The following is a 3,497-nucleotide window of genomic DNA, read 5'->3' on the forward strand; positions in this document are numbered from 1 at the left end:
AGCCTTCTGGCACTTAAGGCAATGGGAGTATCAAAGGTAATAGTAGTAGATATTATGGAAAATCGTCTGAAAAAGGCTTTGGAATTGGGGGCAGATGCAGTAATTAACGGTAAGGAAGCCGACACGTCTGCCAAGATTTTGGAATTGACCGGCAAAAGGGGATGTGATCTTTCGATTGAAACGGCCGGTTCTGAAGTAACTGCTGCACAGCTCATAAAAGTTTCCAAAAAAGGAGCTGTTGTGGTATTTGTGGGATATAGTCCCAGCGGAACGATGACTTTGCCCATTGGAATGGCACTGGATAAAGAACTTACCTTTAAAACTATTTTCAGATATCGGAATATATATCCGCTTGCAATTGAGGCAGTATCCAGCGGCAAGGCTAACATTCGCAATATTGTAAGCAATTATTATGAACTGGATCATATTCAGGAAGCGTTGACTGATTGTGTAGGGAATAAGGCAGAAATTGTGAAAGGGGTAGTTAAGGTAAGCTAAGACATCAAATGAATATTGTATAGAATCAAATATTGAGCAGGCAGCATTTAGAAATGAAAGGAAATGCTGCACCTGCTCTTTTTATATGCTAAAATAATTTAAAATATTTGAAGGTTTTTGCCGGGGCGTTACGTCTAATGAGTGTAAGACATTAAAGATTGGCCAATCTAAGCGGGGAGGAAAGACGTTGGATGTTCTAATTAAAAAAGCACGCAGGAAGGATCCCGATGCATTTGTTGCGTTAATGGAACTGAATATGCAGAATATGTACAAGGTTGCAAAAGCGTATCTGAACAATGATGAAGATGTTGCAGATGCCATACAGGATACCATATTAAGCTGTTTTGAAAAAATAGGAGATTTGAAACAGAACAAATATTTTAAAACCTGGATGATTCGTATTCTGATCAATAAATGTAAAGATATATTGCGAAAGAAAAAAGGTATGTTACTTACAGATGAGGTGCCGGAAATTCCGGTATGGGACCAGGAGTACAGCAATATGGAGTGGAATGAACTAATCAAAGATATGGATGAAAAGTACCGCATGGTCCTGTTGCTCTATTATCTGGAAGGATTTAATACCAGAGAGATAGCAACAATACTGGACATGAATGAGAAGACGGTACAAACGAGACTGGCAAGAGGAAGAAAATTATTTTCCACAGAGTATTTAAAACAAGGAGGACAATTGCATGAACCGACAGGAACAAGAATTTAAGGATAAATTAAACGAAGAGATTCAGATACCTAAAGCAGTAAAAAATAAGGCAGATGAGGCGTTTCAGACCATAAAGAGCAGCAAAAGCAAGGCAAGAGATACCAGAAGTATCCGGAAAAAAATCCTGGTGGCAGCAGGCAGTGTGGCTGCGGTATTTGCAGCATTCTTTGTATTTGGCATGGCGAATCCCGTTATGGCAAGCCAGTTACCCATCATTGGACATATATTTGAACAGATACAGGATAATTACAGTTATCCCGGAGATTTCAGCTCAGTGGCAGAGAAATTAGGCGGGAATTCCAATGAAAATCCCAATGGTAAGACTGCATTGGCAGATGATAAAGAAGCAGCAACCGATCAGGCAACCGACCAGGCATCTGATCAGGCAACCGATCAAACATCTGATTTGGCAACTAATCAGGCATCCAATCGGGCAGCCGATTCCAGTCAGAAAGAAAAAGACCTTACCACACCGGCACGGTATTCCCAGACTGCAGATGGAGTCACCATGACTTTATCAGAATTATACTGCAATGACCAGGCACTTTATATGACGCTTGAATTAACCAGCGAGAAAGCATTTCCGGTATCTGATATTTTTGCACGCAGCGAGAATAACCAGCCGATCATAAGCTTTTTAACCAGTGAGAAATACAGTTTCAACGAAGAGGCGCAGGAACAGCTTTATTATCTGGAAGGAAAATTTGTGGATGATTATACATATGCAGGTATCATCCGCATTGACTACAAACTGGCCGCTAAGGTGGTATCGGATGAATCGCTTCAGGAATATAATGATGCTTATGAGGCAGCGGAAGCAGCAGGCAAAGATCCGATGAAAGAGGACATTCAACTGGATGTTCAGAACCTGGAAATTCCGGATAATTTCAAATTAAATTTGGACATTAAGAAGATTATCACAGACAAGGCAAATCCGGATGTATGGGATTCCGGCTATACGGGAGATGAACTGGCTGCCATGTCAGATGAAGAGTGGAAAAGTGTCATGAATAAGCAGCCTGCTGAATGGAACCAATTCCCCAACGAGCATGAAAACATCTGGTGGAACGGCTCCTGGAATTTTGATCTGGACATCAATGTTGACAGAAGCAGAACAAAAGTAATTGAGATTAATAATGAAAATGAAAATGGGTTAGGAATTGCATCTGTTGAAATTACTCCATTTGAATTAAAGGTAAATCAGTTAAATGAAGGTACTACAAAAGCTGCAGACACATTCCCGGTAGTACTGGATGCCAGTGGAAAAATGCTGCCCTATGGAAACAGCAGCAATGTTACGGACTATGCAGTTTACGGAGCAGATATTTCAAAATTAGATATCTATTTATGTGATTACATAGAGTACATGGATGAGATTAAAGGCCATAAGACAGAAGATAATTTCAAACAGATTTTAGATGAAAGAGCCATTTATCACACAACCGTAGAAACAGGGATTACCCAATAATCCACAATTAGTCAGCTCATTTTGCATCAGGATTGAAAATAACTCCGTAAACGAAAAAACGTGTATTGACACAAAATCATTTTACAGCTAAGATATTTCTATACCATACGGAGGAGGAACAATAATGAAGCAAGACATGATTGTAATTTTAGATTTAGGCAGTACGGAAAATACGGTGTTAGCCAGGGCGATTCGCGACCTTGGGGTATATAGTGAGATTTACCCGCATGATATCACACAGGCGGAACTAAAGGCATTGCCAAATGTAAAGGGAATTATTATAAACGGCGGGCCAAACCATATCGTTGATGGCGTTCGTATCGATGTATTGCCGGAAATCTATGAAGCAGGATATCCTGTCATGGCGGCAGGACATGAACTGGCAAAATGTGAAGTGTCCCTGAATGAGTGGCCCGAGGACGAAGAAGCATTAAAAGAAGGACTGAAACCATTCGTATTTGATACCTGTCACGCAGAAGCAAACTGGAATATGAAGAATTTCGTAGAAGACCAGATTGAACTTGTGAAACGCCAGGTTGGAGATAAGAAGGTGCTCCTTGCATTGTCCGGTGGAGTAGACAGTTCTGTAGTTGCAGCTTTGTTATTAAAAGCAATTGGAGATCAGCTGGTCTGCGTTCATGTTAACCATGGCCTCATGCGTAAGGGAGAATCCGAAAGCGTTGTGGAAGTATTCAAAAATCAGCTGAATGCAAATCTGGCATATGTTGATGCCAGCGAACGTTTCCTGAATAAACTGGAAAACGTAAGTGATCCGGAGCAGAAAAGAAAGATTATCGGTTCAGAGTTTAT

Annotated in this window: 4 protein-coding genes; all 4 read left to right on the forward strand. The window is 40.6% G+C overall.

The window, feature by feature from the left end; translation table 11 throughout:
• A partial coding sequence (locus ACH2DQ_RS01315; protein WP_395025202.1) for a zinc-binding dehydrogenase occupies positions 1 to 498 on the forward strand: 498 nt, incomplete at its 5' end.
• A gap of 187 nt (positions 499 to 685) precedes the next feature.
• Positions 686 to 1,219: an RNA polymerase sigma factor gene (locus tag ACH2DQ_RS01320; RefSeq protein ID WP_394913780.1), complete on the forward strand. Its 534-nt coding sequence runs from the start codon at positions 686 to 688 to the stop codon at positions 1,217 to 1,219.
• Positions 1,194 to 2,687, forward strand: coding sequence for a DUF4179 domain-containing protein (locus tag ACH2DQ_RS01325; RefSeq protein WP_394913781.1), 1,494 nt, complete (start codon positions 1,194 to 1,196; stop codon positions 2,685 to 2,687). Before ACH2DQ_RS01320 ends, ACH2DQ_RS01325 begins: the two co-directional genes overlap by 26 nt.
• A 124-nt stretch (positions 2,688 to 2,811) precedes the next feature.
• Positions 2,812 to 3,497: asparagine synthase-related protein (locus tag ACH2DQ_RS01330; protein ID WP_395025205.1), on the forward strand; the 686-nt coding region annotated here is incomplete at its 3' end.

It is taken from the genome of Robinsoniella sp. (assembly GCF_034124845.1).